This is a genomic window from Chitinivorax tropicus (genome assembly GCF_014202905.1).
Taxonomy (GTDB): domain Bacteria; phylum Pseudomonadota; class Gammaproteobacteria; order Burkholderiales; family SCOH01; genus Chitinivorax; species Chitinivorax tropicus.
In genome coordinates this window covers 164,782-191,377 of sequence record NZ_JACHHY010000001.1, presented here as the reverse complement: position 1 = coordinate 191,377, position 26,596 = coordinate 164,782, and the positions used below count along the sequence as shown (strand labels likewise).

General features: G+C 54.9%; 23 protein-coding genes. All 23 read left to right on the top strand.

What is annotated here, in order from left to right; translation table 11 throughout:
• Positions 1–48: 48 nt before the first annotated feature.
• The 23 genes from galU to HNQ59_RS00575 all read left to right on the top strand — a co-directional run bounded on the left by galU (position 49) and on the right by HNQ59_RS00575 (position 25,950).
• Positions 49–930, top strand: a complete 882-nt coding sequence (gene galU / locus HNQ59_RS00685) for a UTP--glucose-1-phosphate uridylyltransferase GalU (RefSeq protein ID WP_184033774.1) — start codon at positions 49–51, stop codon at positions 928–930.
• 304 nt (positions 931–1,234) lie between these two features.
• On the top strand, positions 1,235–1,981 hold the full coding sequence (locus HNQ59_RS00680; RefSeq protein ID WP_184033771.1) for an S-methyl-5'-thioinosine phosphorylase: 747 nt from the start codon (positions 1,235–1,237) through the stop codon (positions 1,979–1,981).
• Positions 1,971–2,513, top strand: a complete 543-nt coding sequence (def, locus tag HNQ59_RS00675; RefSeq protein WP_184033768.1) for a peptide deformylase — start codon at positions 1,971–1,973, stop codon at positions 2,511–2,513. The genes HNQ59_RS00680 and def overlap by 11 nt, the downstream gene beginning before the upstream one ends.
• A gap of 60 nt (positions 2,514–2,573) precedes the next feature.
• Complete coding sequence (pseB, locus tag HNQ59_RS00670) at positions 2,574–3,569, top strand: UDP-N-acetylglucosamine 4,6-dehydratase (inverting) (RefSeq protein WP_184033765.1); 996 nt, start codon at positions 2,574–2,576, stop codon at positions 3,567–3,569.
• Positions 3,566–4,720 (top strand): UDP-4-amino-4,6-dideoxy-N-acetyl-beta-L-altrosamine transaminase, encoded by a 1,155-nt coding sequence (gene pseC, locus HNQ59_RS00665; RefSeq protein WP_184033762.1) that lies wholly within the window; start codon positions 3,566–3,568, stop codon positions 4,718–4,720. Before pseB ends, pseC begins: the two co-directional genes overlap by 4 nt.
• A gap of 4 nt (positions 4,721–4,724) precedes the next feature.
• A complete protein-coding gene (locus tag HNQ59_RS00660) occupies positions 4,725–5,798 on the top strand; it encodes an N-acetylneuraminate synthase family protein (protein ID WP_184033759.1) in 1,074 nt (357 codons plus the stop codon).
• A 3-nt stretch (positions 5,799–5,801) separates the two neighbouring features.
• Positions 5,802–6,461, top strand: coding sequence for an imidazole glycerol phosphate synthase subunit HisH (gene hisH, locus HNQ59_RS00655; protein ID WP_184033756.1), 660 nt, complete (start codon positions 5,802–5,804; stop codon positions 6,459–6,461).
• Positions 6,455–7,216, top strand: a complete 762-nt coding sequence (gene hisF, locus HNQ59_RS00650; RefSeq protein WP_184033753.1) for an imidazole glycerol phosphate synthase subunit HisF — start codon at positions 6,455–6,457, stop codon at positions 7,214–7,216. The genes hisH and hisF overlap by 7 nt, the downstream gene beginning before the upstream one ends.
• 1 nt (position 7,217) lies before the next feature.
• Positions 7,218–8,510: an N-acetyl sugar amidotransferase gene (locus tag HNQ59_RS00645; RefSeq protein ID WP_184033750.1), complete on the top strand. Its 1,293-nt coding sequence runs from the start codon at positions 7,218–7,220 to the stop codon at positions 8,508–8,510.
• Between the two features lie 48 nt (positions 8,511–8,558).
• The gene (locus HNQ59_RS00640) at positions 8,559–9,257 is read left to right on the top strand and encodes an acylneuraminate cytidylyltransferase family protein (protein ID WP_184033748.1); all 699 of its coding nucleotides are present in this window, start codon (positions 8,559–8,561) and stop codon (positions 9,255–9,257) included.
• A gap of 47 nt (positions 9,258–9,304) precedes the next feature.
• Positions 9,305–10,732 (top strand): UDP-2,4-diacetamido-2,4,6-trideoxy-beta-L-altropyranose hydrolase, encoded by a 1,428-nt coding sequence (gene pseG, locus HNQ59_RS00635; protein ID WP_246490794.1) that lies wholly within the window; start codon positions 9,305–9,307, stop codon positions 10,730–10,732.
• 1 nt (position 10,733) lies between these two features.
• Complete coding sequence (gene pseI / locus HNQ59_RS00630; RefSeq protein ID WP_184033741.1) at positions 10,734–11,792, top strand: pseudaminic acid synthase; 1,059 nt, start codon at positions 10,734–10,736, stop codon at positions 11,790–11,792.
• A 126-nt stretch (positions 11,793–11,918) separates the two neighbouring features.
• Positions 11,919–13,193, top strand: a complete 1,275-nt coding sequence (locus HNQ59_RS00625; RefSeq protein WP_184033738.1) for a class I SAM-dependent methyltransferase — start codon at positions 11,919–11,921, stop codon at positions 13,191–13,193.
• Positions 13,190–17,932 carry a glycosyltransferase gene (locus HNQ59_RS00620; RefSeq protein ID WP_184033736.1) on the top strand — a complete coding sequence of 1,581 codons (4,743 nt, stop codon included), beginning with the start codon at positions 13,190–13,192 and terminating at the stop codon, positions 17,930–17,932. Before HNQ59_RS00625 ends, HNQ59_RS00620 begins: the two co-directional genes overlap by 4 nt.
• Before the next feature lie 107 nt (positions 17,933–18,039).
• Positions 18,040–19,542 carry a flagellin N-terminal helical domain-containing protein gene (locus HNQ59_RS00615; RefSeq protein ID WP_184033733.1) on the top strand — a complete coding sequence of 501 codons (1,503 nt, stop codon included), beginning with the start codon at positions 18,040–18,042 and terminating at the stop codon, positions 19,540–19,542.
• Between the two features lie 73 nt (positions 19,543–19,615).
• On the top strand, positions 19,616–20,017 hold the full coding sequence (locus HNQ59_RS00610; protein ID WP_184033729.1) for a flagellar protein FlaG: 402 nt from the start codon (positions 19,616–19,618) through the stop codon (positions 20,015–20,017).
• 54 nt (positions 20,018–20,071) lie between these two features.
• A complete protein-coding gene (gene fliD / locus HNQ59_RS00605) occupies positions 20,072–22,102 on the top strand; it encodes a flagellar filament capping protein FliD (protein WP_184033725.1) in 2,031 nt (676 codons plus the stop codon).
• A 3-nt stretch (positions 22,103–22,105) separates the two neighbouring features.
• Positions 22,106–22,594, top strand: coding sequence for a flagellar export chaperone FliS (gene fliS / locus HNQ59_RS00600; RefSeq protein ID WP_246490793.1), 489 nt, complete (start codon positions 22,106–22,108; stop codon positions 22,592–22,594).
• Complete coding sequence (gene fliT, locus HNQ59_RS00595) at positions 22,591–22,914, top strand: flagellar protein FliT (RefSeq protein WP_184033723.1); 324 nt, start codon at positions 22,591–22,593, stop codon at positions 22,912–22,914. The genes fliS and fliT overlap by 4 nt, the downstream gene beginning before the upstream one ends.
• Before the next feature lie 190 nt (positions 22,915–23,104).
• Entirely contained in the window at positions 23,105–23,506 is a 402-nt protein-coding gene (locus HNQ59_RS00590) for a DUF2802 domain-containing protein (RefSeq protein WP_184033720.1), read from the top strand.
• Positions 23,503–24,654 (top strand): flagellar hook-length control protein FliK, encoded by a 1,152-nt coding sequence (gene fliK, locus HNQ59_RS00585; protein WP_184033718.1) that lies wholly within the window; start codon positions 23,503–23,505, stop codon positions 24,652–24,654. The genes HNQ59_RS00590 and fliK overlap by 4 nt, the downstream gene beginning before the upstream one ends.
• Positions 24,641–24,982, top strand: a complete 342-nt coding sequence (locus tag HNQ59_RS00580) for an EscU/YscU/HrcU family type III secretion system export apparatus switch protein (RefSeq protein ID WP_184033716.1) — start codon at positions 24,641–24,643, stop codon at positions 24,980–24,982. Before fliK ends, HNQ59_RS00580 begins: the two co-directional genes overlap by 14 nt.
• An 86-nt stretch (positions 24,983–25,068) precedes the next feature.
• Positions 25,069–25,950 (top strand): 2-hydroxy-3-oxopropionate reductase, encoded by an 882-nt coding sequence (locus HNQ59_RS00575; RefSeq protein WP_184033714.1) that lies wholly within the window; start codon positions 25,069–25,071, stop codon positions 25,948–25,950.
• Positions 25,951–26,596 lie beyond the last annotated feature (646 nt).

Sequence of the window (26,596 nt, the reverse complement as noted above, 5' to 3'; positions counted from 1 at the left end):
CGCTGAGCGCTTTTCAAGCAAATTCATAAGTAATGAAAGGGATGTGGAATGCAGAAGGTCAAGAAGGCGGTGTTTCCCGTTGCTGGTATGGGCACGCGCTTTTTGCCTGCCACCAAGGCAAGCCCGAAAGAAATGATGCCAGTGGTGGATAAGCCACTGATTCAATATGCAGTAGAAGAGGCGGTCGAGGCGGGGATCACTGAGATGATCTTCATCACTGGTCGTAACAAGCGCTCGATCGAAGACCATTTCGACAAAGCCTATGAGCTGGAAAATGAGCTGGAGATGCGCAACAAGCATCAAATGCTCGAAATTGTACAAAGTATCATTCCGAAGAATGTTACCTGCATCTACATCCGCCAACCCGAGGCGCTGGGGCTCGGGCATGCCGTGCTGTGCGCGCAGCCCGTGGTGGGGAATGAGCCATTTGCTGTGATTCTGGCAGATGATCTGTGCGATGCGAAGAAACCTGTGATGAAGCAGATGGTGGATGAGTTCGATCGTTGCCATTGCTCGATTCTGGGCGTGGAGACTGTCGAGCCCGAGCAGACTGGCTCATACGGCATCGTGGCCGTGGATGAGGAGAAGCCGCATGTGCATCGCATCCGCTCCATCGTGGAAAAGCCCAAGCCTGCGGACGCACCATCCAATCTGGCTGTGGTTGGTCGCTACATCCTGACCCCGCGCATCTTTGACATGCTGTTGAATGTACAGCCTGGTGCGGGCGGCGAGATCCAATTGACCGATGGCATTGCGGCATTGCTCAAATATGAGGCTGCCTTTGCCTATGAGTACGAGGGGGCGCGTTATGACTGTGGCTCCAAACTCGGGTATTTGAAAGCCACCATCCAATATGGGCTGAAACACCCGGAGGTCGGTGGTGAGTTCGCGGCCTTCCTGAAGCAACATCACTGCGATTGGGTGGCTTGATCCCTCAAACCGTGGCTCAAGGCACATGCAGGCGCATGTGCCTTTTTTGTTTGAGGTTGAATGGGATAGCGTTGGCGATGTATTCAGTGATTCCCTCTCAGCCCGCGCCAGTACTGGCATTGCTGCGGGAAACCGTCGATAATGTAGATAATCGCGTCCTTGTGAGGTGCGGCATCTGAGTGGGTGGCATCAATGGCCTATTGCATCAGCCTGCGCGGATTCCATCATATTGCATGATGTCCACATGCAAGGCGCTTGGTCAATTATTGCTTGAGCGGTCGATACGCTATCAGAAGGAGACGCAATGCTAGCCATCATCGGCGGAACGGGCATGACCCAACTGGCCAATCTGGAAATCACCCATCGCCAAGTGATCCGCACCCCTTATGGCGAGCCATCCGGCCCGCTGACGTTTGGTCGGATCAAGCATCACAACGTCGTGTTTCTGGCCCGGCATGGCTATGGGCACACCATCCCACCCCACGAGATCAACTACCGCGCCAATATCTGGGCGCTGTCGAGTCAAAAGGTCAAGCGTATCGTGGCGGTGGCCTCGGTCGGGGGGATTGCTGCGGCGCTGAAGCCCGGTGCCTTGGCGGTGCCTGATCAGCTGATCGATTACACCTATGGGCGTAAATTCACCTTCTTTGAAGGAGGGGAGAAACCCGTCACCCATATCGACTTCACCGAGCCTTACTCCGACAAGCTGCGGCAGCGCATTTTGAAAGCCGCGCACGCTGCCCAGGTGGCGGTATCGGATGGTGGAATCTATGCGGCCACCCAGGGGCCGCGCCTGGAGACGGCTGCCGAGATCAACCGACTGGAACGTGATGGCGCCACCATGGTAGGCATGACCGGTATGCCGGAAGCGGCCTTGGCGCGGGAGCTGGGAATCGAATACGCCGCGCTGGCGGTGGTGGCCAACCATGCGGCGGGGCGAGAGCCGCAGGGTAGTGCCATTGACATGGCGGCCATTCACGCAGTGCTGACCGGTGCCATGGAGCAGGTGCGTAACGTGTTGGAATATGTGGTGGATCACGATGCCGATTAAGCCGGTGCTGAAGATGGGTGAGCCGCTGCTGTGGCAGATGGCTGCTGCGATCGAGACATTCGATACACCCGCTTTGCATGCGCTGATTCAAGATATGGAAGACACCATGCTGGCCATGAATGGCGCTGGAATCGCTGCACCCCAGATCGGCGTCAGCGAACAGGTGGTGATTTTCGGCAGTAAAGCACCCAAGGAAAACCCCCGTTATCCAGATGCAGGCCATGTGCCCTATACCGTACTCTGCAACCCGCAAATCGAACCGATTGGCGACGAGATGGAGGAAGGATGGGAGGGGTGCCTGTCAGTGCCTGGTCTGCGTGGTGTGGTGCCCCGTCACATGACCATCCGTTATCGTGGCATGGATCAGTTCGGACGACCCATCGATCGCACGGTCAGCGGTTTTCACGCCCGCGTCGTACAGCACGAGTGTGATCACCTGTGGGGTGTGCTATATCCGATGCGGATACAAGACATGCAGCGCTTTGGTTTTGTCGACGTGTTGTTTCCCGACATGCCAGTCGAAGATGACTGATGGTCATATTGATTGGCAGGGTATAAGTGTGCCTGTGTGTAATGCAAAAAGGAGAGGCCGATGTTCGACAATCAATCGATTCTGATCACCGGGGGCACCGGCTCTTTTGGGCGTAAATTCATCCGGACATTACTGGCCCGGCATCAGCCCCGCCGGGTCGTGGTGTTCTCGCGGGATGAGCTCAAACAATATGAAATGCAGCAGGAGTTCAACCAACCCTGCATGCGGTTCTTCCTGGGCGATGTCCGAGATGGCGAGCGCCTACGCCAGGCGATGCGTGGCATCGACTATGTGGTTCATGCGGCGGCGCTGAAACAGGTGCCCGCAGCCGAATACAACCCTACCGAATGCATCCGCACCAATGTCTGGGGGGCGGAGAACGTCATCAATGCCGCGATCGAGAGTGGCGTACAAAAAGTGATCGCCCTATCCACCGACAAGGCGGCCAGCCCGATCAATCTGTACGGCGCGACCAAGCTGCTGTCCGATAAATTGTTCGTGGCGGCCAATAACATTACCGGTGGGCATATCACCCGTTTCGCCGTGGTGCGCTATGGCAATGTGGTCGGGTCACGCGGCTCGGTCGTGCCTTTGTTCCGCAAACTGGCGCAAGATGGTGCGCCAGATCTGCCGATCACAGATGTGCGGATGACCCGCTTCTGGATCACCCTGCAACAAGGCGTGGATTTTGTCCTGAAGAACTTCGCCCGCATGCATGGCGGAGAGTTGTTCGTTCCCAAGATTCCCTCCATCCGAATCGTCGATCTGGCGCAAGCCATGGCGCCAGACAAACCGCACCGCGTCATTGGAATCCGGCCTGGTGAGAAACTGCACGAGCTGATGGTGCCGCGTGATGCGGCATTCCAGACCATCGAATTCGATGACCACTATGTGATCAAGCCCGCCATTCTGTTCACCCAGCCTGCGGATTTCTCACGCAATCAGTTGAATGAAGCTGGCAAAACGGTGGCAGATGATTTTGAGTACAGCTCTGAAACCAACCCCTGGTTTCTCACGGTCGATGAGCTGATTGAATTGGATCGTGCAGACGTATGATTCCCTATGGTCGGCAAGACATCTCTGAAACCGACATCGAAGCAGTCGTCGCCACGCTGCGTTCCGACTGGTTGACCCAAGGCCCGGCAGTGCCCCGGTTTGAGCAGATGGTGGCAGCCTACTGTGGGGTGCGTTACGCCGTGGCCGTGGCCAATGCCACCGCTGCCTTGCATTTGGCCTGCCTGGCGCTGGGGCTGGGGCCAGGCAAGCGCCTATGGACGTCACCCAATACCTTTGTTGCATCAGCCAACTGTGGGCGCTATTGCGGGGCAGCGGTCGATTTCGTCGATATCGACCCCGTGAGCTATAACCTGAGCCCAGCCGCGCTGGCCGACAGATTGCAACAGGCCGAAGCGAATGACACCTTGCCAGACGTATTGGTACCGGTGCATTTCGCCGGCCAATCCTGTGATATGCAAGCCATTGCCGCACTGGCCCGGCCACGGGGTATCGCCATCATCGAAGACGCCTCGCATGCCATTGGTGGGCATTACCAGGGCAGGCCGATCGGCTGCTGCGAATTCTCGGATTGCGCCGTATTCAGCTTCCACCCGGTCAAGATCATCACCAGTGGTGAAGGCGGCATGATCCTGACCAATCGGGAGGACCTCTACCAACAGTTGGTCCGCCTGCGCAGCCATGGCATCACCCGTGATCCAGCCTGCATGGAGGGCCCATCAGAGGGAGATTGGTACTACCAACAGATCGAGCTGGGCTTCAATTACCGGATGACAGACATCCAGGCCGCGCTGGGGGCCAGCCAGATGACCCGGATTGACGATTTTGTCCGCCAGCGCCGAGAGTGGGTGACAGCCTACCGGACTGCATTGGACGGCCAGCCACTGCAGCTGCCGGACCCATCGAATGACCAGGCATCGGCCTGGCACCTGTTTGTGGTGCAGGTGCAGGCAGACGGACAGCGGCAGCGGGTATTCAACGCCATGCGGAGCGCGGGTATCGGCGTCAATGTCCATTACATCCCTGTGCATCTGCAGCCTTATTATCGACGGCTGGGCTTTCGACCCGGCGATTTCCCCGTGGCTGAACGTTACTACCGGCATGCCATCACCCTGCCGCTTTACCCAGGCCTGACCTGTCAAGATTTCCGACAAGTGGTCGATAACATGATAGCGATATTTGAAAAAGGTTGAAGCCATGGCGGTACATTTTGGCAAGCGTAAAGTCGGGGACGGCGAACCCTGTTTCATCACCTACGAAGCCGGCCCGACACATGATGGCTTGGCCTCAGCCAAGCGACTGGTCGAGCTGGCCCGTCAGGCGGGGGCGGATGCGGTCAAGTTTCAGATTCTGGATCCAGATCGATTGGTCGCAGACAAACAATTGCTGTTTAGTTACGACGTATTGGTGGATCGGGCTTCAGGCAGGCTGGAAACGGTAGAAGAGCCGCTGTATGACATTCTGTGCCGTAGATCACTGAGCCATGCGGAATGGCGCATATTAAAAACCTATTGCGACGGACTGGGCTTGGCTTTTTTTGCAACAGTTGGGTTTGATGATGAAATCGCCTTGCTGGAAAATTTGAATTGCGACTCTATCAAGATTGCCTCTGCTGATGTCAATCACTTTCCCCTGATTCGAAAGGCGGCACGAACAGGAATGTGTCTGCAATTGGATACGGGCAATGCTTCATTGGGTGAAGTCGAGCAGGCTATTGATGTGATTCGTAGCGAAGGGAATGAGAACATCATCATTCATCAGTGCCCAAGCGGCTACCCTGCACGATTGGAAAGTATCAATCTCAATATTATCAAAACGTTGAAGCAGATGTTTCCCTATCCGGTTGCATTTTCAGATCACACGCCAGGTTGGGAAATGGATGTGGCTGCGTTAGCAGTGGGTGCCAACCTGCTGGAAAAGACCATAACTGAAGACCGCACCACGCGTAGCGTCGAGCACGTATTTTCACTTGAACCACATGAAATGCGTCAGTTTATCCAGACGATTCGGGATGTGGAAATCGCCTTCGGTTCTTCTCGACGCATTCTACATGCGGAAGAGCTTTCCAAGCGTAAACGTATACGCCGTAGTGTACATCTTCTACAGTCTGTGTCGGCGGGGCAGAAACTTGCTGACGTGGCTGTAGAGTTCCGTCGCCCTGGATTTGGTATTTCACCAGATCAATATGAAGCATTGCTGCAACACCGGTTTGTACAGACACTGCCTGCAGGCACCTTGCTTTCCGGCGAACACCTGCGTGCGGAGGACTGATCCATGAGTGTGCGAGTTGGTATTGCCGATTACGGCGTTGGTAATATGGCTTCAGTGAGCAATGCTGTGATGGTTGCGGGTGGACTGGCAGACATTGTGACAGACCCGACGCGATTGCTGGATTATGACAGGTTGATTTTGCCTGGCGTGGGTGCCTTTGCTGACGCAGTCAAGCGATTGAGATCGAGTGGCATGGCTACTGCTCTGGATGCCTATAGACGGACCGGAAGGCCCATTTTGGGTATATGTCTGGGTATGCAACTGATGTGTAAGGATTCTACCGAAGACGGCTTGCATACCGGATTAGGTTGGTTTGATGCACATGTGCGCCGTTTTCCTGCGATTCCAGATCAGAAGGTGCCCCACATTGGTTGGAATGATCTGGCTTTCTCACGAGAACACCCTGTTTTGAGTCAAGTGCCCGCCCAGGCAGACGCCTATTTTGTGCATAGCTATCGCGTTGAGCCCATCAGTCAGCACGATGTACTTGCATGGTGCGATTATGGCGGGCCATTTGCGGCCATGATTGCCCGAGATAATTTGGTGGGTATCCAGTTCCACCCGGAAAAAAGTCAGCGTATCGGCTTGACGATACTGAAGAATTTCATTGCCTGGAATGCGGCTTTGATGGCTACCACAGAGTTGGAGATGGCTACATGCTGAAAAAGCGCCTGATCGCAGTCCTGATCTTGCGCGATGGCCAAGTGGTACAAAGTGTTAGGTTCAAACACACCAATGTCATTCACTATGATGCTGTCCATGCGGTCGAGTGCTTCAACAAGTGGGCAGTGGACGAGCTGGTGATGTTAAATGTATCCCCTGATTCCACATCCCGTGAGGGATTTGCTGATGCGGTAAGACGCATCGCTGGGCAATGTTTTGTTCCACTGTCGGCAGGAGGGTGGATCAATGATGCTGCATATGCCGAAACCTTACTGCGTGCAGGTGCTGATAAGTTGGTGCTGAATACGGCGTTTCACACTCACTGCGATCTAGTCCAAACGCTGTCAGCCCGCTATGGAAGGCAGTGCATCATTGGCTCTATGGATGTGAAGCTGCAAGTGTCTGGCGAAACTACCGTGATGGTAAATCGTGGTCGTGATGATACAAAAATAGCACCAATTGACTGGGCCAGAAGAATGGTCGAGCTGGGTGCGGGGGAGCTGTTCTTCAATTCCATTGATCATGATGGTGCTCGCAAGGGCTATCATCTATCAGCTTTGCAAGCCGTTTGCCAAACAGTTGATGTGCCAGTGATTGCCTTTGGCGGTGTCTTCACTTGGCAGCATTTGGTGGATGGATTGAATGCTGGTGCTCAGGCCGCTGCTGCGGCGAATATCTTCCATTACACTGAACATAGCACCCGTAAGGCCAAGCGTTTTCTGGCCGAAGCAGGTATTCCTGTCAGGAGCGAATAATATGCGGTATTGCGCACGGTGCCTTTATCCGGAGAATGCCAAGCCCACCATTATTTTTGATGAAGATGGGGTTTGTAGTGGTTGTCGCTACCACGAAAGCCGCGGTCGACTGGAGGTGGACTGGGAAGAACGATTGGCCATGCTTGAGCAGATTTTGGAAGAAGCTCGACGTATGGCGCGTGCACGCGGCAATTGCCATGATTGCATCATTCCTGTTTCTGGCGGTAAGGATTCGCACTACCAGGTATGGTTGCTGAAAAAGAAATATGGCATGAACCCCTTGTTGGTGACTTTCAATCATGTCTACAACTCGCCTGCTGGCTTACGTAATCTGTCCAATCTGGTAGAGAAGTCCGGCTGTGATTTGATCCGTTACACCGCCGGTGTGGATGCAGTCAGGCGGTTGTCCCGGTTTATGTTGCAGACAGTCGGAGATTTGACATGGCATTACCATGCCGGTATCCGCACTTTTCCGTTTCAAGTGGCAGTCAAGTACAACATACCGCTAATTGTCTGGGGTGAGCACGGTTTTGCCGAATTGACTGGTATCGTGTCATTGGAGGACTTTGTCGAATTCACCCGCTGGACGCGTAAAGAACATGATATGCGCGGATATGAACCCCATGATCTGATCGGAAAGGGTGGAATTACATTACATGATGTGGCGCCATACATCTACCCAACTGACGAAGAGATAGAGAAGACTGAGGTTCGTGGTATCTATTTATCCAATTTTGTGGATTGGAATGCCAAGGAGCATGCGGAGCTGATGATTCGTGAATGGGACTTTGCACCGGTTGCCTATGAGCGTGATCGTAGCTTCAATCTACATGCCAAGATCGAAGATCACGCAAATGACGTACATGATTACCTGAAATATCTGAAATTCGGATATGGCCGAGCTACCGATGATGCCAGCATGGAAATTCGTCATGGCCGGTTGACAAGGGAGGAAGGTATAGCACAAGTCGCACACTACGATCACCGCGAGCCGAAAACACTGGATACCTATTGTGAATTCTTGGGGGTTCGCAAATCTGAGTTTTATTCGCTGGTCGATCATCAACGGGACGCACGCATTTGGTCGCGTGATGCGGGTGGGGGCTGGGCACCATTGGACGCAGTTACTCGACATGCTATTGGCCCTGAAGAGGAAAAACAGCGTGTCAGGCAGGTCGCGGACCGGACCTTCTCAGAAGCCAATCGTCACTTGTACTACAACCTTGCTAATCCACCGAAGGCAACAGGTAATCCGGTGCTTGATCAGCAGAGTTTGAAGTTCACAGCGTTGTGAATGACGATGAATCTGCTGATGACACGAGTTTGAATGTGTTTTGCGAATATGGCCACATTGACACTGATTCCAGCAAAAGGCTGTTCCACCCGCTTGCCCCGGAAAAATATCCTGCCTTTGGGCGGAAAGCCGCTATTGGCCTGGGCCGCTGAGGCTGCACGGCGGGCAGGTGTTTGTGGGCGCATTATCATATCGACAGAAGATGAGGCGGTTGCAGCTGTTGCGCGTGAATATGGGATCGATGTGCCATTTTTACGACCTGCTGAATTAGGTTGTGATCCAGCGGGCGTTGTACAAGTCGCCTTGCACGCTTTGCAGACACTGCGCACACAAGGTGAGGAATACAAGCGCATGATCATCTTGCTGCCCACCAGCCCTTTTCGCACAGCCAGCGATATTGCAGAAGCTGTCGCCTTGTTTGATACCAAACAAGCCAAATTTTTGCTGAGTGTGTCTGCTTTTGATCACACGCCGTTTGCTGCAATGAAGCTGGAGGACGGGGTGGTGTCTCCCTGGTTTCCTGAGTATTTTGGGCGAAAGTCGCAGGAGATGCCTTCAGCGTTTCGCCCGAATGGGGCGATTCACGTGCTGGATGTGGCCGCGTTTGAAGCAGCGGGTAGCTATTTTGGCCAGCCCTTATATGCCTATGAAATGCCCTGGCCTCGATCGCTGGATATTGATACGGTGGCCGATTTGCAGATGGCTGAAGCGGTACTGGCGGCTGGGTTGGTATCGTGGCCAGTTTGATAGCGTTCCGGTGCGATGCTTCCGTCCGCGTCGGAGCGGGTCATATCATGCGATGCCTGACATTGGCTGATGCATTATCGACTCGTGGATTGAAAATTCTGTTTTTATGTGTCGAAGCGCCAGAACATCTATTGACGATGATTCGGGTGAAGGGCTATCGAACCAAGGCCTTAGCATCGTCAGCAACAGACCTTGAAGATGCCCAGCATACAATCGATGCATTGAAGGGCGAAGCTGTCGAGTGGTTGGTGGTGGATCAATATCATCTGGGCCAGGCTTGGCATCTGGCAGTACGATCTGTAGCGCAATATTTGTTGGTGATTGATGACCTCGCCAATCGTATGCTGGATGCAGATATTCTGCTGGATCAGAATGACTTTGAAGACCGTGCAAGCCGGTATTGTGGGCTGGTTGATCCGGCATGCCTATGTCTGCTTGGGCCTCGGTATGCCTTGTTACAACCTGCTTTTGGGCCGTTACATGCTCAGCCAGCGCAGTTGGTCGATCCGCCAAGCGTATTGGTCAGTTTTGGTGGTAGCGACCCTGCGCGGCTGACGCTTCCAGTTGTGCAAGCCCTGTTGTCTGGTTTGCCAGTGGATGTCCAATTTGATGTGGTGGTGGGTGCCTTGTGTGAAGATGCCCACGCACTTCAGCAACTGGCGCTGATTCAGCCACGGGTACGATGTCACATCGCAACTACTCAGATGGCGACCTTGATGACAAAGGCTACCATTTTCGTTGGAGCGGGGGGGGCCACAACCTGGGAGCGGGTCTGTCTGCGGTTACCGTCGATCATTGTTGCGGTAGCACCCAATCAAGAGGCCTTTAACGAAGAATTGGCCATGCAAGGCGCACAATGTTACTTAGGGCCGGTGCATATGCTTGATCTGCCAACCATAGTCAGCAGTAGTGCATTGTTGTTGGGGAATTCTGCTTGGCGCCAATCTATGAAGCGTCAGTTGGCAAGTAAGCAGGTGGATGGGTTAGGTGCGCAACGAGTTGCCAGCGCGATGCTTACATTCAATCATGCTGCAGCGATTCAGTTGCGCCCTGCCTGCATGGATGATGCTGTGGATTTGCACACCTGGCGCAATCATCCCACCGTTCGTCAATTTGCGGGGGATGATCAAGAAATTCCTTTTGCAACCCACATTCGATGGCTAAATACTGCCTTGGTAGACAAGGATTGCGCATTGTTGATTGCATCGGATGATGCAGGGGTGTTAGGCGTGCTGAGATTTGATCGCACTCGTTCAGAGGCTACTATATCTATCTATCTGGTGCCAGACCGAATTGGTCAGGGGCTGGGAAAGCACTTGCTAATAGCGGGTGAGCGTTGGCTGCAAACTCACTGGTCTGATGTGTCCAGACTAAAGGCAAATGTGCGTGTGGATAATCTGCGCTCGGCCAAGCTATTCGAAACCGCAGGATATCAAGCCACATCGCAGCACTTTATCAAGCGACTGGGGGGCTGAGATGTCCAACCGTTCATTTTCGATTGGTGGGCGCAGGATCGGGATAGACCAACCACCTTTCATCATTGCCGAGATGTCGGGCAATCACAATCAATCACTTGATCGGGCCTTGGCAATTGTGGTTGCCGCTGCCAAAGCCGGTGCACACGCACTGAAACTGCAGACCTATACCGCCGACACCATGACGCTGGACTGCCAGGAGCCTGGTTTCACCATTGATGATCCCCATAGTCTCTGGGCGGGGCGTACTTTGTACTCGTTATACGATGAGGCTCATACGCCCTGGGACTGGCACCGCCCAATCATGGCGCGCTGCCACGAGCTGGGTATGCTGTGTTTCAGTACACCCTTTGATGATACAGCAGTCGATTTTCTGGAGTCGCTGCATGTCCCTTGCTACAAGATAGCCTCATTCGAAAACACAGATCTCCCCCTGATTCGCAGGGTGGCAGCAACGGGTAAGCCGATGATCATCTCAACCGGCATGGCGACTGTGGCTGAATTGGATGAGACTGTTCGAGCCGCACGTCAAGCAGGGTGCCAAAATCTGGTGTTGCTGAAGTGTACCAGTACCTACCCAGCTACGCCGGCGTATTCCCATGTGCGAACCATTCCTCACATGCGTGAGTTATTTGGCTGTGAGGTTGGTCTGTCAGACCATACCATGGGTGTCGGGGCGGCTGTAGCTGCGGTGGCACTGGGTGCAACGGTGATAGAGAAACACTTTACCTTGAACCGAGCTGATGGGGGCGTGGATTCTGCATTTTCAATGGAGCCCGCGGAGCTTCAGTCCTTGGTCGTCGAAACAGAACGTGCCTGGCAGTCGCTCGGTCACATTACCTATGGTGTGGGTGAAGTAGAGCAAAAATCGCTGGCGTTCCGACGTTCGCTTTATGTAGTGGAAGCTATTGAACCTGGTGAAACGCTGACAGCCCGCAATGTTCGCGCAATCCGCCCAGGGTTTGGCTTACCTCCCAAATTTTTGGAGCAGGTGATCGGGCGAACCGCCAAAGTGCCCATCCAGCGCGGCACGCCGCTGAGTTGGGACTTGCTGGCCTAGGGGGCGGCTACTACACTGCTATGTAAATCAATAGTCACATTAAATTATTCTATAGCCTCGACGGTGATCATATTCCACCTGGTCAACGAGACGGGGCTTTCACTTTGTAGACAATTTGGAATCAATATGGCGAATGTGGATCGGCTGATCAATTGGAAGACCGATGCCTGGAAAGACCCGCAAATGGTGGCGTGGTATTCGCGTCGCATGGTCGAAAATACGGGCACCAATCGGTTGAATAACGATTTGGAAATTAGCTTGATAGCCCAGTATGCAGTGGGTGAGTCTTTACTTGATGTTGGGGTTGGTACTGGCCGTGCTTCCTTGCCGTTGGCACAGGCCGGCAGGCAGGTGACCGGTGTGGATAGCTCCCAGGCCATGCTTGATGAAACCCGACGGTTGGCCGGACAGACACCGATTACTTTGATTCCTGGAGATGTACTTGATCTGCCGGTGGCAAGTCAATCGTTCGATACTGTATGTGCATTGAATGTTCTGACTCATTTCCCGCATTGGCGAGAAATCTTGAAACACTGGGCCGACAAGGTAAAGCCTGGTGGTCGATTGGTATTTGATGTGTATTCACTGGATCATTTGCGCGTGGCCATGGGGCAGCCACTGACAGAAGCAGATATATTGCCTTCTGAGGGTGATGAAAGTGCAATCTCCCGCTTCAATTTACGGATTGCGGTGGATGATTTAGTGTCCGTCGCGGATGAAATGGGTTTGTGTGTCATTGCAGTCGTCCCGTATCGAGGTTTTTTTGGATCGACAGATACCAACCGGCTATTGGCCCCCTGGCTGGATGGACAGCAGCGTTGGGAAAGGCTGCTGTCCTGGTTGGCGTTGGATGACAGGATGTTCGCATTTGCCCGTTTTCTGGAGCATCACTTTATCGCACCGTTGACGAGTGTGGTATCTGGCAAGATGATGGTCGTATTGGAGCAACGGCCAGATAGCAAGGCGAATGCAAGCTGGCTGGCACGAAATGATGAAATCAATCGTGTGCTGCTAGCGGAGCAACAGCTGACAGTTGTCCAATTGGCTCAATATCTGCCTGCTGAAATGGAAGTTATCCGTACAGAATTGGCCACCCATCTGACATCCTTACGCAATCAGATTTTGTTGTATCGACTCATCAAGCCCTTATTGGCGCAAAGCCGTCGTTTTGATCTGATGGCCCTATTGCCTGAGATGATCTTCAATCGTTATGTCGATTGGTTCCGGCGTGAATTGCAAGATCAAAGGGCTACCCGTGTTGCCCGGCATTGGTCCGAATGCATGGTCAACCCAGGCGCGACTCAGTTTGAAGGTGTTAATTTGGCTGTCGCTACCGAATACTCTTTGACAGAGCGTGTCCTGACTGAGCATCTTGGTTGTTTCACAGGAGAGCGCACATGAAGCAGCAGGCGCTGGTGTGTTTCCTGTGGGAAAAGAACATAGATGTGCTTCGTCGCCACCTGCAGCGTTTTCCCGATTCTGTCGTGCTGGTTTATGCGCCCTGTACTGGGCAGCCGTCAGTAGCGATGCAGGAGCTGGTGGGTAGTCGCTTGGTGGATATGGGGCAATTGCTGACGCAGGCAGATTTGCCCGAGTTGCAACATGCATTGGCTCACTATGAGCAACAAGTAGAGACACTTGGGCAAAGTGGTGCTTGGTTGGCGTTGTGCGAGTCTTTGTCGTTGGCAGCAACAGCGTTGACAGAGGCTGTGATTGAGTCAGCCAGAGGACATGCCGCAGTCGGCATTCAGTTGCTTGCCGCACTAGATAAAGCTAATCACCTATTTGATATACGCTTATTGTTGCTGAATGAAGATGTAACCGCTGCTGGTCGGATCACTGTAGCGTGGGGTAAAGCGCATGGCGTACCAAGCCTGCTCGTACAACATGGGGTGCAGCTTTCTACGGCCTACACAGTACATGGTACCTTGTTTGCAGATGTTGCAGCGGTGTTCGGTGGGCGAGGTATCGAGGCATACCTGGATGTAGGTGTGGCGCCGGAAAGGATGTTCATCACCGGCAATCCTGCATGGGATGCTTACCCTGCCTGGATCGAGCAAAGGGACTCACTGCGTAAACAGTTATGTGAGAAACATGGTCAAGATGTAGATCGACCGATTGTACTGTTCGGTACAACTTGGGCGGCCAATTTATCGGCCATGGTGGATGAGGCCATTTACGGTGAGACCCTCCGAGCATTCATCCGGGCCCTGCCACCTTTGATGGCTGGTGGATTACGACCACAGTTCGTGATTAAAGATCGGGCTGCCAACGCCCATTTTGGTGTTGAAAGGTATCAGCAAATTGCATTGGAAGAGGGGGTAGATCCAGCTTGGCTGACCTATACCACGCTGGATACCGAAGCTTGGGTTGTGGCAAGTGACGTTGTTGTCGCAGTCGATTCCAACCTCACTGTGGAGGCGATGATTGCGGGTACTCCGGCCATCAATTTAATGAATGAGACGGGCATGCTGTTAGGCCCGAGTTTTGATGCCGAGACCGGGGTGCTTGAGGTTGAGGCGGATGAATTGATGCAGGCTTTGGCAGAAGTGCTGACCAGCGAGAGTTTACGTCTTGGCCTGCGTCAACAGATGGCCGCCAGATTACCCCATTACAATCATCGCAGCGAGCAGTGTGCTGCGGAGCGTGTCGTAGAACTGATTGCTCGACTTGGGCAATTTCATGCTGGTGAGCAGCGTTTCGTCTGGCAGCAATATCTGGATGTCGAGGAGATCGACGCAACCGGCTATCACGAGGGGGCACGGGGTGACTTGGTGGCCATGTTCACCAACACCCCACAATTCGTGCTCGATATTGGTTGCGCTGCCGGAGGCACGGGGCGGGTGCTCAAGCAGATGTATCCACAGGCCAAGGTGTGGGGGATTGAGACCAATCGCGCTGCCGCACAGGTGGCCTCAACCCGGCTCGACAAGGTGCTGGTGGGCAAATTCGAGGAATTCGACCTGGAGGCGGAGGGCATTCCCAAAGGTAGCCTGGATGGCGTGATCGTCGCGGATGTGTTGGAGCACATGTATAACCCGTGGCAGGTGATGGAGACCTTGCGGCCCTACCTGTCGCCAACTGCGCAAGTGATCGCCAGCATTCCCAATGTGCGCAATCTTGCGCTGATGGACGATCTTGCAAAGGGCCACTGGAAATACGAAGCGTTAGGTTTGCTGGATATCACTCATATCCGCTTCTTTACGTACAAAGAAGTCGAGCGGTTCTTCCGCGAAACAGGTTATCGCTTGGTACGGACCACCTATGGTATCGATACCCGACTGAAGGATGTGTTTGAGCAACATCGAGATCATTGCCCAACGACATTGGATACGGGCAAGATGGTGTTGCGTGATGTCAGCCATGCGGAGCTTTGTGAGCTGTGCAGCTTGCAATTCTATGTGGTGGCAGTGCCGTCGGAGGCGGCTGACAGCCAACCTTTGGCATTGGACGCGGGCCAATTGCCGGCATTGCGTCATCAGCAGTTGTTGAAACAACACGTCTTGACGGTAGCCGAAGCAGAACAATTCGAATTGCGGCTTGAGCAATGGGATCACCATCCATTATTCCATGTGGTGGTCATTGTCACGCCCAATACTGTCGAGCAATTGGGGCAGACCATCCAATCGCTCGCGCAACAAGGTTATTACCGGGTGCGGATCACCATCTTGTCAGGCAGCTCTGCACCGGTTGATTTCGTTGCCAATGAGCACATTGAATGGATGCAGGCCGATGGGCTGGTGTTCGATGCGATCAACCAATTGTTTGCCCATTCCGACGCGGATTGGCTGCTGGCGCTCAATGCAGGCGATACCGTGGTGTCTCACAGCATGCTGTTCGTGGCTGAGCAAGCCTTCCAGCATCCGGCCTGGCAGTTGATCTACAGTGATGAAGATACCATCGGAGGCAATAGCAAGCCCGAGCTGCCTTATTTCAAACCGGGCTTCAGCCCTGATTACCTGCGCGGCTACCCCTACATCGGGTCGCTGGTATGGTTGTCCAAGCCGGCCTTCAATCGCCTGTTGGGCTTCCAGACGGAGCTGGCCGGGGCCGAGTGGTATGACCTGCAGTTACGTGCCCTGGCCATGTTCGGCACCGATGCATTTGGTCATGTCGCGGACATCCTGATACACCGCTGGCCGGTTGACCGTTTCGATGATCTGCCCACGCTGCAGATCGTCAACGCCAATGCTACCGCGTTGCAGAACCACCTCGCTGCCACCCAGACCCCAGCAAAATTGGAGCTGGGCAGAGTGCCGGGCAGCTATCGGCTACGATATCAATTGACTGACCATCCATTGGTTTCCATCATCATCCCCACGCTGGACAATCTGGACTACCTGCGGCGTTGTATCGAAACAGTGTTGGAGCACACGGACTACCCGCGCTATGAGTTGATCATCATCGATACTGGCAGCCAAGAGCCGGAGGCAATGCAATATCTGCAGGGGCTGGAGGCACTCGGTTCGGAGAGTGTGCGGGTCTACACGCTGCCAGGCCCGTTCAATTTCTCAAGATTGATGAATCTGGCCAGTGGTGAAGCGCAAGGTGAATATCTGCTGTTTCTGAACAACGATGTGGCCCCGTTGCATGACGACTGGCTCAGTGAGCTGATGGGTTATGCAATCCGACCAGACATCGGTGTGGTCGGGCCGCGTCTGCTCAAGCCTGACGGCACGGTGCAACAGGCTGGTTTGACTTTGGGCCTGTTAGGGGCGGCAGATACAGCATTTTTCGGCATACCGCATGATTCAGACTACGGTTTTGGTCGTGCACAATTGGTGCAGAATGTGTCGGCGGTGTCGGGCTCCTGCCTGTTGATCCGTAAAGCGGTCTTTCAACAGGTGGGGGGCATGAATGAAGATATTGCCCTTGCCTATACTGATGTGGATCTCTGCCTTCGGGTGCGCGAACTAGGCTTGCTGATTGTCTATACTCCGTATGCCAGCTTGCTGCATGAGGGTGGCGCCACGTTGAAGAATATCGATCTGGTCGGCAATATCGGCCCGCGACTGGAGGCGGATCGCAAGCAACTGCATTTGCGCTGGTTACCCCAGTTGGCCCGTGACCCATACTACAACACCAACTTGTCGTTGAACGAGTACGGCTGCCAGATTGACACCCGGCCAAGTTTGACCTGGAACCCCCTGTCCTGGAAGCCGTTGCCACGTATTCTGGCCCACCCAGGGGACAATCAGGGTTGTGGTCATTATCGCATCATCCAGCCGCTCAGCAGGGCGGTGGATCATGGTTTGATCGAAGCGACCTATTCCTTCTCTTATTTCACGCCGGTCGAGATGGAGCGTTTTGAAATCGATACCTGGTTGTTACAGCGGCAGCTGCATCCTCACCAGACCGATATCATTCGACAATACAAGGCACTACATAAGTGTTTGCTGGTGTTCGAGCTGGATGACCTGACCACCAATCTGCCGGCGAAGAGCTTGCACCGTGAACACATTCCAAAAGATATTCGTAAGTGGTTGCGTGAGGCAGTTGCGTTGTGCGATCGCTTCGTGGTCTCGACTGAGCCTTTGGCTGAAGCCTATCGAGACCTGAGTGCAGATATCCGCGTGGTAAAAAATGCTATCGATACCCGGCAATGGGGACACTTCCAGCCTCGACGGGGCGTGTCGAGCAAGCCTCGGGTTGGTTGGGCCGGGGGCCTCAGCCATACGGGCGACTTGGAAATGATCGCAGGCGTCGTGGCAGCGCTGGCTGACGAAGTGGACTGGGTCTTCATGGGGATGTGCCCGGATAAGCTCCGGCCTCATGTCAAGGAATTCCACCCCGGCGTGCCGATCGATCGTTATCCTGGTGCGCTGGCGGGCTTGAATCTGGATCTGGCACTTGCGCCATTGGAGATCAATCATTTCAATGAATGCAAGAGCAATCTCCGCCTATTGGAATATGGCATCTTGGGCTTCCCGGTGATTGCGACCGATATCATTCCTTACCAGGGGGATTTCCCCATTAAGCGGGTGAAGAACCGTGACCGAGACTGGATACAGGCCATTCGCGAACACCTGTCGGACAGGCAGGCGCTGGCTGCGCGCGGGGATGCTTTACGGGAGTATGTGTTGGCACACTGGACCATTGAGAAACATCTGGAAAACTGGATGCAAGCCTGGTTCAGATAATTTTTGGGTTTATCACTAAAGTTAATTTAGCGAATGCCGATAAACGAGTCAGAGACGTGAGCAACGTCTTATTGAACGAACTAGGCTGCACCTGAAAGGAGCACAACATGCAGGTCATCAACACGAACATTGCCTCTCTGAACTCGCAGCGCAATCTGTCGCGCTCGCAAGACAGTCTGGCAACCTCCCTGCAGCGCCTGTCGTCCGGTCTGCGCATCAACAGCGCAAAAGACGATGCTGCGGGTCTCGCAATTTCCGAACGTTTTACAGCCCAGATTCGTGGCCTTGACCAAGCCCGCCGTAATGCCAACGATGGTGTGTCGATTGCGCAGACTGGTGAAGGTGCGTTGGAGCAGATGGGTAATATCCTGCTGCGTGTACGCGAGCTGGCTGTACAGTCTGCCAATGCCTCGAACTCTGCTGGCGACCGTCAGGCCCTGAATGCGGAAGTCACACAACTGGTTTCCGAACTGGATCGCTTTGCAGTGACCACTGAATTCAACGGCCAGAAGTTGTTCGACGGCTCGTTTGGCTCAGCGATCTATCAGGTTGGTGCCAATGCCAACCAGACCATTACCGCTACCACTGCTAATTTCCGCACGGATCAGTATGGTACCTACCAGTTGGGTAATGCTACGTCGGCCAATTCTGGGGCGTCTGGGACCACGGCAATAGCAGTACAAAACAGCGCTGCCGTCACCGCATCTGGCAACATGACGATCAATGGTGCGGATGGTACAGCAACCGTCGCATTGGCGGTGGATGATAGCGCCAAGACCATCGCCAGCAAGATCAATGCGCAGACCCAGACTGGGGTTCGTGCAACGGCAAAAACCGAGGCAACATTCACCTTTGGCGCGACTGGTTCTTATTCCTTGTCGGTGTTTGGCTCAAACAGCACTGCGCAAACAGTTAGTTTCAGTTTGACTTCGACCAATACTGCCGGTGGCCTGTCGCAAGCGGTGCAGGCTTTCAATGATCAATCATCGAAGACAGGCATCACCGCCCGCCTCAATAGCACCAATGATGGTGTGGTGTTGACAGCAGAGGACGGTAGTAACGTCACATTGGGTGCTGCGAACGCTATTGCGGCTCCTGGGAAAATCACACTGTCTGGAGCGGGTGCTGCTACAAGTTTGGCTGCAACGACAAGCGGTTCATTGACAGTGGCAGGGCAGGTGACATTGGATTCGTCTAAATCCTATTCGATCAGTACTGACGCCACTGCGGCGCTCAATTCTGGTGTCATTGGAGCAAATTCGATTGCTGCCAGCACAACTAGCGTGTCTGCTCTGCAAAAAGTATCGAATCTGGACATCTCAACTGTTCTGAATGCAACCAATGCACTGCGGACGGTGGACAGTGCCATCGGTATCGTCAACGATCAACGCGCCAAGTTCGGTGCACTGCAAAACCGTTTCTCAGCAACGATCTCGAATTTGCAGACCACCTCGGAGAACCTGAGTGCTGCGCGTAGTCGGATTCGCGATGCGGACTTTGCGACGGAAACCGCCAACCTGAGTCGTACGCAGATTCTGCAACAGGCTGGTACCGCGATGTTGGCCCAGGCGAACCAATTGCCACAACAAGTGCTCCAACTGTTGCGGTAAGTCGATAGCGCATAACATCATCGTGCCCGACCGGTTTACCCGGTCGGGCTTTGTGCCGTAAAGGAGTGAAACCATGACCGTCCCTTCCGTCAGCAGTCCGACACAGGTCGGTTTAGCTCAGCTCGATACCTATGCCGGCAGTGTGCGTAACCGAGACAATGCCGCTCAGGCCAATACGACACAGTCTGCAAGCCAGGTTGCTGGCAATGCCTATGAACAGACAGCCGTTGAGCAGACCAAAAAGCCGACGCCGGTTGAAGAATTGAAAAAGGCTGCCGATAAGCTCAATAAGGTTGTCAACGTCTATGCCAGCGAGCTCAAGTTCACTGTTGATGAGGAGACCGGCATCGACGTGGTCAAAGTGATCGATACACAATCCAAAGAGGTGATCCGTCAGATTCCTTCCGAGGAAATGTTGAAAATCGCTGAGAGTATCGAACATCTGCAGGGCCTGCTGGTTCGTCAGAAAGCCTGATCAGGCATCGGCTTAGCCGGCCAGGATCATGTGGATCAACCCAAGGAGAATACCATGGCTATCGCATCGCCCGGTGTTGGCTCCGGACTGGATGTCAACACCCTCATCACCAAGCTGATGCAGGCTGAGAAAGAGCCGCTGACAGTCTTGGCTACCAAAGAGATCGGGGTGCAGGCGAAGCTGTCTGCCTTTGGTACGGTCAAGGGCGCTATGGCGGCGCTGCAATCCGCTGTGCGGGGCTTGGCGGATGCCAGTAAATTCCAGGCCAGTAAATCTGCTAATTCATCCAACAGCGAGGCGATCACAGTGACGGCTTCGGCTGGGGCCGCGTTGGGCAACTATAATATCGAGGTGACCAAGCTCGCTCAGGCACAAAAATTGGCCTCTGCAGGCCAGGCATCGAAAAATACAGTCATTGGCAATGGCACCTTGACATTCAGCTTTGGCACTGTCAGTGGTGGAACATTCGATGCCAACACGGGCAAGTATACCGGGGCGTCGTTTGCATCCAATGGCAATGCGACCAAATCCGTGACCATCGATGCATCCAACAACAGCCTGGAAGGCATTCGTGATGCAATCAACAAAGCCAACATCGGCGTGACTGCCTCGATCATCAATGATGGCAGCGGCACCCCTTATCGCCTGGCATTGGCATCCAGCAACCCAGGCGCGAGCAATAGCGTCAAGATCAGCGTGGCCGGTGACACGGCGCTGCAAAACCTGTTGGCACATGACCCTGCCTCCAATACAGGTCAGGCATTGCAGGAGACCGTCACGGCTCAGAACAGTGAATTGAAGATCGACGGTGTTGCTATCAGTAAATCCAGCACCTCGATCACCGATGCCATAGAGGGCGTGACACTGAACCTGCTGAAGACCAATGTCGGTTCGCCCGCCAAGATCACGGTATCCAATAGTGGTAGCTCACTGGGCACTGCGGTCAATGCCTTTGTCAAAGCCTACAATGATCTGAACAAATTGCTGGATGATGCCACCGCCTATGATGGTAGTGGTGCGAAAGCGGGTGGCACAGCGGGAAAATCCGCGCCGCTGCAAGGTGACTCGACAGTGCGAAGCATGCAATTCCGCTTGCGGCAGATGTTCGGCACTGTGGTGGCAGGCGTGGACAGCTCAGTCAATTCGCTGGGCAAGGTGGGAATCGCTTTCCAGAAAGACGGTACATTGAAGGTGGATTCAGCCAAGCTGCAATCCGCCATCGATAGTAAATTCAACGATGTGACGGCTCTGTTTGCCGCAACAGGCAATGCCACCGATAGCCTGGTCAAGTATCAGGGATCAACAGCGTATACCCAGGCGGGCAACTATGCTGTCAATGTCACCAGCCTGGCCACCCAGGGCAAGTTGGTCGGCAGTGCCGTGACCAGCGGTCTGACCGTGACTGCGGGTGTCAATGATTCATTGGCCGTGACCTTGAATGGCAAGGCCGCTACCTTGACGCTGGGCGCGGGGACGTACGCCAGTGTTTCGGAGCTGGCTGCGGAAATCCAATCTAAAATCAATGGTAACAGCACGTTTGCCGGCAGCAAGGTTGCCATCACGGGCACCGGGGATGCGACCAGCTTCACGCTGACCGGGGTGTCCGACCAATACGGTTCATCATCGAATTTCTCGGTCAGTGGCAACGCTGCTGCACTCTTTGGCGCCAGCCCGGTTGCGACAGCTGGCACGGACATCGTGGGCACCATCGGTGGTGCGGCAGCAACCGGGAGTGGTCAGAAGCTGACTGCCAGCTCCGGCGCTGCGCTGGGTTTGTCGGTGACGGTGACGGGTGGCGCTGAGAATGCAGATCGCGGTACCATAAGCTTCTCCCGTGGATTCGCTTCACAGCTGGACAAGCTGCTGGATGAGTTCCTGGGGGCAAAAGGTGCGATTGCTGCGCGGACTGACGGTCTGAATCAGACCGTCAAGGATATCGGTAAACAGCGAGAAGTACTCAACCGCCGACTGGACGATACCGAGAAACGATATCGGACGCAATTTACTGCGCTGGATGTGATGTTGTCCAACATCAGCAAGACAGGGCAGTATTTGTCTCAGCAGTTGGCAATGCTCAACAGATAAATTATGCACGGCTCAACCATGACTGGCTATCCACGCTCTGCGGTTCATGCTTACACACGGCATGCACTGGAAAATGAAATCAATAGTGCCAGCCCTCATAAATTGATCCTGATGTTGTTCGATGGGGCGTTAGCCTCGATTGCACAGGCGAGGAAACATATCGAGGCATCCCAGATCTCTGCCAAAGGCAATGCCATATCAAAGGCCATTGCCATTGTGGAGGAGGGCTTGCGGCTCAGTCTGGATAAGAACGTGGGCGGTGAATTGGCCCAGAATCTCGATGCCTTGTATGAATACATCTCCCACCGCCTGCTGTTGGCCAATATTCAAAATGATGTGGCCATGCTGGATGAATCGACCCAGTTGCTGAACCAGCTGCGGGATGCGTGGCAGGGTATTGCGCCACAAGGTGGCGGGGCACCGACCGATCCGGCATCGCCGCCTCCTCCGGATGCGGGGGATCGTCAGACGGCCAGTTACGGCAAAGTATGACCAGCGAGGAGCTCATTGCCACCTATCGAGAGCTACATAGCCTGAGCCAGCACATGTTGGATCTTGCCCGGCAGGAGCAGTGGGAGCCGTTGCTGGCCTTGGATGCAACACGCGCCGCCATGCTGGCGACAGTGGCAGGAATCGATATCGGTGCATTCGACCTGTCGCAAACCATTCAAACCGAGCTGCGGGACATGATTGCCGCCATTCTTGCAGCTGATCAACAGACGGTCACGCTGACTGAAGTCTGGCTGTCGGAGCTGCGCGACATCCTGGCCAGTGCCAGTAATGAACGTAAAATCACTGATGCCTACCGTTGACCGGTGCGGCATATGACACGATACCAGCGCCAGCTGGGCTGGCTGGGGCATCATGGTTTGTCTGAACAATGGATTGAGAAAACATCTGCCACGGCGTAAGCTGAAAGCAGCAGGGTTTCGGCATGATGCAGTCGTGCGTGCCAGCCCTACGACCTCAAGTATCAACTGTCAGATGTCGGGCTGTTAGATCATGGAATCCATCGTTATTACCTGGCGTGAGTTGTTGGTGGTCGGCGCTATTGTCATCGGCATCTACATTGCCGAGTGGTTTGCGTTCATGCGGGCCAGTAAACGGGCACGCGAGCGCCGCGAGACCATCCCACCTCAACCCGCATCGCACGAGCTGCTGGGGCGGTTGGAGGTGCTGGAGGCGGAGGTGCAGGCCTTGCGGCAACGGCTTGAGGCCGCCGCCAATGCCGCCCCGCCAAGGCCGGTGCGTACCGCTGAACATGAGAAAGTGCACTCGCCGTATACCCAGGCGGTGGAGTTAGCGAGGCAGGGCCTGGATGCCGCCACTCTGGCGGCCCATTGTGGTATTTCCCGTGGTGAGGCTGAATTGATCATCGCTTTGCATCGGTTTGACCCGGTATGATCCATAACGATGCATTAGGCCAACTCAACCAGCTGGTTCGGCGGGTTTCGCCAACCTTGATCGAGGCCAGCCAGGAAAGGCCGCCTGTCACGGATGAGCGTATTCCGCAATTCATCCCTGGTGAGCGGATTCCCGCTCATGTGCTGACTCTGTTGCCCAACGGTCGGTTCGAGGTGTTGGTGAAAAACCAATTGCTCGATATGAATCTGCCCGGCAATGCCCAACCGGGCGAGGCATTGGACTTGACCTTCATCCGCGTCGAGCCCAGGCCCACTTTCGCGCTGACCAAGGATCTGGCAGCCTTGATGGGGGGCGGGGCAGGAGAGGTCAGGTTCAGCGAAACTGCCAAATTCCTAGGGGCGTTGCTGGCCAAGGCGGAACAGTCAGCCGCCACCCCTGCAACCATCGGCACCCAGCCTATGATGGAATCGGCTGATACCCAGCCGGAGCAGATTGCTCAGAATCTGCAGAAAGCCATCGCCCACAGTGGCGTTTTCTACGAATCGCATCAGGCTGAGTGGGTCAGTGGCCAGCGCAGCCTGCAGGCTCTGCAAGCCGAGCCGCAAGCCACTCTGTCGCAATCGGTTGCCAATCATCCAACACCCCAAGCGGTGGCCGATCCGGAAAAGACTGCTGCTGCGGTGGGGCCAAAGGCAGAGGTGCCTGATCTGACCAGGCCCGCTGGCCCAGCCAAAGAGGCGACATTGCTGGTGCCTGCCAGCACGGTTGCCGAGAAGGCCCCGTCACTGTCCGGTGCTGAGCTGGCGCCACAGCTCAAGCAGATCGTCCAGCAGCAACTGGGTGTGCTGGATACTCGCCAGATGATGTGGCATGGCGTGGCATGGCCCAATCAGCCGATGGAGTGGTCGATTGAGGAGCAGGTGGCAGCCCAGCAAGGCGGAGGGGGAGAGGAGGACCGGACTTGGTATTCACGCATGAAATTGAGCCTGCCTACCTTGGGTGATGTGGTGATTGGCGTCAGCCTGCATGGGCAGAATGTCGCTGTCAATTTTCATGTCGCCAAGGCTGAGACAGGCAACCGCATCCGCAATGCCGGCACAACCTTGAGCCATCAATTGGAAGCAGCCGGTCTCCGCCTGGCGGGCAGTACAGTGGATATTCAGGAAGCATCTGATGGCGTTGGATAAAGACCGGCAGCGGCAGATGGCGGTGGCCATGGCCTATCAATCGGGCATGAGCGCGCCCAAGGTCGTGGCCAAGGGGCGGGGTGTACTGGCTGAAATGATCATTGAACGCGCACGCGAGGCAGGTGTGTTCGTCCATGAATCGCCGGAGCTGGTGTCCTTGTTGATGCAGGTCGATCTTGATCAGCATATTCCCCCTGAGCTGTACCGTGCCGTGGCCGAACTTCTGGCTTTCATCTACCTGCTGGAGCAGGGCGGCGACGCACCCCCGCCACCGACGCTGTCATTGCCTGAAATGCCAGCGACTGTCGATGGTGAGCAGCCGGGCTGATCGGTTAAACTCCACCCGCTTGCCTGCGGCCTGGCTCAATGTGCCGGGCGCTCTATCCGTGTCTCCATCCATCGTAAGGAATCAGCATGACCAAACCGGTTGTCGGCTATATTGGCCTGGGCATCATGGGCCGCCCCACAGCGCTCAATCTGATCAAAGCGGGCTATACGTTGCATGTGTATGCCCGGCGGGCAGCGTCATTGGCCCCTCTGTTGGCGGAGGGTGCGCAGGCCGCCGCCAGCCCATGTGAGCTGGCTCGGGTGGCCGACATCCTGTTCGTCAATGTGTCGGACACCCCGGATGTGGAGCAGGTGCTGCTGGGGGAGCAAGGTGTGATCGAGGCTGGCAGGGCGGGCCAAGTTGTGGTGGACATGAGCACCATCGCGCCGCTGGCTGCCCGGCAGATGGCCGAACGATTGGCAGAGAGGGGCATTGACCTGCTGGATGCGCCGGTATCGGGTGGAGAGGCGGGCGCGATAGCCGGTACGCTCTCGATCATGGTAGGGGGTAAAGCAAGCGCATTCGAACGGGCGTTGCCGCTGTTGCAGGTGTTGGGCAAGAATATCGTACATGTCGGTGACAGCGGGGCGGGGCAGGTGGCGAAAGCCTGCAATCAGATCGTGGTGGCGGGCACCATTGCGGCGGTGGCGGAAGCCCTGACCTTTGCCCGTCGTAGCGATGTGGATGCAGCCAAGGTTCGGGATGCCCTCATGGGCGGTTTTGCGGGCAGCAAGATTCTAGAGGTGCACGGCAAGCGGATGCTGGATGGTGACTTCCGGCCTGGCTTCAAGAGCCGCCTGCATCAGAAGGATATGCACATCGTGCTGGAGACTGCCCGCCAGCTTGGCTTGGCTTTGCCCATCAGCAGCCAGACCACCCAGCTGATCAATGCCTTGCTGGGATTGGGGCAGGGTGAAATGGATTCATCGGCTATGATCAAAGTGATCGAGCGGATGTCTGGCGATTGACATGTCACGGGGCGTTGACATCTCCGCACGAGTGGGCCGCATGTAGCTGTTGTGGAGATATCATGGAGGGCTGCCGCCATGGGAAGAATGCCCCTGATGCTTGTTGCGGTGCTTGCCCTACCAGCTTGCACCATCCTTTCGTCCTTTCAATTCAGGCCACTGGTTGAGGCCACATCAGGTGAACGTGCCAGAATCAGAGCCATCGTAACCTATGGAAGTCTTGCGGTGACACCAAACAAGTCGTGTGCCGCTCCCTCAGATCCACAATCTGGCATGGCGATCATGCGAACGCCTGTGGGAAACCCAGGATTTACGGGAAGATCGATCGGCATACCTGACGATAAGATCCAATATCTGGACAAGGCAGATTATGCGGAATTCTACGCTACTGCGAACGCACCTATCACGTTCACGCTGATGGACTTTGGTGGTAGATGGCACTGCGTTGCGCCATCGATCTATTTCATACCGGAAGCCAATAAAGATTATGAGGTCGAGTACATACACGATGTCCGGGCGGGGGTGTGTGGTGTGAGGGTGCGCTCACTTCCCAACAGGGCAGTCGTCATGTATTCCGAAACGGGTTTGTGTCGGCGCCGGTAGCCACCTGACTGGGGCTTATTGATTGTAACCCGCCAGCCAGGCG